This is a genomic window from Myxococcus vastator, assembly GCF_010894475.1.
Taxonomy (GTDB): domain Bacteria; phylum Myxococcota; class Myxococcia; order Myxococcales; family Myxococcaceae; genus Myxococcus; species Myxococcus vastator.
Window position 1 is genome coordinate 1 of record NZ_JAAIYB010000725.1, and the last position, 2,570, is coordinate 2,570.

The 2,570-nt window shown below is 69.8% G+C and carries 2 protein-coding genes; both read right to left on the bottom strand.

Features of this window, described 5'->3' with window-relative positions:
* Nucleotides 1–2,102, bottom strand: a 2,102-nt coding sequence (locus tag G4D87_RS36565) for a D-alanine--D-alanine ligase family protein (protein ID WP_163787412.1), incomplete at its 3' end; no start/stop codon positions are given.
* Nucleotides 2,087–2,570, bottom strand: a 484-nt coding sequence (locus G4D87_RS36570) for an RDD family protein (RefSeq protein ID WP_163787413.1), incomplete at its 5' end; no start/stop codon positions are given. The genes G4D87_RS36565 and G4D87_RS36570, both read right to left, overlap by 16 nt.

The following is a 2,570-nucleotide window of genomic DNA, read 5'->3' on the forward strand; positions in this document are numbered from 1 at the left end:
GGGGTCCCCTCTTCCAGGGGTACGCTCTTGCGCAGCGCCGAAGCGGGGGGCTCGCTGGCGGCGCGGCGCGCCTCGCGCTCCTTGTAGCGGCGGATGGCGGGGGCCATGATTTCGCCGATGAGCCCCCGGTAGTCCATGCCGGCGCCCTGGGCGATGAGCACCAGGTCGCTCCAGCCCGGCGTGAGGCCCGGCAGCGGGTTGCACTCGATGAAGTAGATGCGCCCCTTGTCGTCCATGCGGAAGTCGATGCGCGCGACGTCGCGGCACCCCAGCGCCATGAACGAGCTGCGCGCCGCCGTGCGCAGCCGCTCCAGCAGCGCGGCTTCCAGCTTCGCCGGCGCGTCGTAGCGGATGCGGTCCGTCCAATCGAGCTTGTGCTGGAAGCTGTAGACGGGGTTCTTCTCCTCCCGGTCCAGGAAGACGATCTCCATGGGCGGCAGGACGCGGGGACGCCGCTCGCCCAGCAGGCCCACGGTGAACTCACGGCCGCGGATGTACTCCTCGATGAGCGCGGGCTGCTGGTACTTGCCGGCAATCTCCCGCACCACCTCGCGCAGCTCCGCCTCGCTGTGGCAGACGCTCTTGGTGACGACGCCCTTGGAGCTGCCCTCCGCCACCGGCTTCACGATGAGCGGGAAGCTGGTGAACTCCTTGTTGAGGCGCTCCTTGCCCGTCGCCATGAGCTGGAAGTTGGGCGTGAGGATGCCGGCCTGCCGGACAATCTTCTTCGCCAGGCCCTTGTCCAGGGCGATGGACAGCGTGGCCGGGTCCGAGCCCGTGTACGGGATGTCCAGCAGCTCCAGCAGCGCCGGGACCTGGCTCTCGCGGTTGCGGCCCTTGAAGCCCTCCGCGATGTTGAACACCACGTCCAGCGGCGTGCTCGACAGCACCGAGGGCAGCTCGGCCGTGGCCTCCAGGTCGATGACCTCGTGGCCCCACGACGCAATCGCCTCGCGGATGGCCTGGAGCGTGTTCGGCGAGTCGTACTCCGCCTCGCTGTCCTCCACCGCCTCCGCCGTGGCCGTGGGCTTCACGCGCTTCACGTTGAAGCTGAAGCCCACGCGCAGCGGACCGCTCTTGCGCGCCGGCTTGCCCTGGCGGCGCGACGAGTCCTTGATTTTGTACCGCTTCGCCGCGCTCGTAATGATGGAGTTGATGACCCCATCCAGGTGCAGGCCGTCCAGCTCCGCCGACGCGTAGATGCCCGCGCCCGGCTCCAGGCTGGGGAGCGCGTTGATCTCCAGGAAGTACGGCACGCCCGCGTCACTGAGGCGCACGTCGATGCGGCCCAAGTCACGGCAGTCCAGCGCCTGGTACACCTTCTGCGCCATCCGCCGGATGTCCTCCGCCGTGCGAGGCGGAATCTGCGCCGGGGCGCGCACGCTGACCGCGCCCTCCCGGGACGTCTTCAGCGCGTAGTCGTAGATGGCGTACTTGCGGCCCTGCGTGGCGGCCGGGTCGATGACGTACTCCACCGGGGTGAGCACGCCGTCGTAGTCGTTGTCCACCGACTCCAGGAACGGCACGGCGAGGTCGCGGCCGGAGATGTACTCCTCCACCAGCACGCCGGACGGGTACTTCTCCAGCGCGGCGGCCACCTTGGCGCGCACCTCGTCCAGCGTCTCCGCGATGGAGTCCTGGGTGATGCCCTTGGAGGAGCCCTCGAAGTTGGGCTTCACGATGACGGGGAAGCGCAGGTTCTCCGCGGACAGCTCGCTGAGCTTCTCCACGTACTGCCAGCCGGGCGTGCGGATGCCCTGCTTGGACAGCACCAGCTTGGTGAGCTGCTTGTCCAGCGTCAGCGCCAGCGCGTACGCGTCCGAGCCCGTGTACGGGAAGCCCAGCTCGTCGAAGAGGGCCGGATAGAAGGCCTCGCGGAAGCGGCCCCGGCGCCCCTCGGCGGTGTTGAAGATGAGGTCGGGGCTGTAGGCCTCCAGCCGCGCCACGGTGCGCGAGGCCGGGCCGCTCACCTCGAAGCGCTCCAGCCGGTGGCCAATGCGCTCGATGGCCGCCGCGAGCGCGTTGACCGTCTCCTGCGTGTCGAACTCCGCCTCTTCTTCCAAATCAGACAGCCTGAGGTTGTGGGTCAGCGCGATGCGCACGGGTACCCCCTTCGCTTCCTGAACGACGAGCGTCCACGGCGCACCTTCGCCGCGGACATGAGCCTTCCGGAGGCGCGCTCATGCGCGACCGGCGTGCGAGCTGCAACGGTTACGCCCGCGACAACCTTCCCGTCGACCACCTGCGTCTGCGCCCAGGTGTCGCCCAGCCGCCAGCCCAGCGGATCCCTCAGCACGCGCCACGCCTCCACGCCGCCGATGACGAGCAGCCCCGCCGCCGCGGCCACCGTCCCATGCGGCGCGGGCATCATCCCCAGCAGCACGATGAGCGCCAGCGGCGCGTTGCGCAGGGTGCTGTCGCGGTGCCGCGCCGCCGAGCGCGTGGGCAGGTGCATCACCTTCACGCCGAAGATGCGCTTGCCCACGCTCTGCCCCTGGAGCATCCCGTCCGCCAGCAGCAGGAACAGCAGCGCCACCACCGCGCCCGCCGCTCCCCCCACCACGTACAGG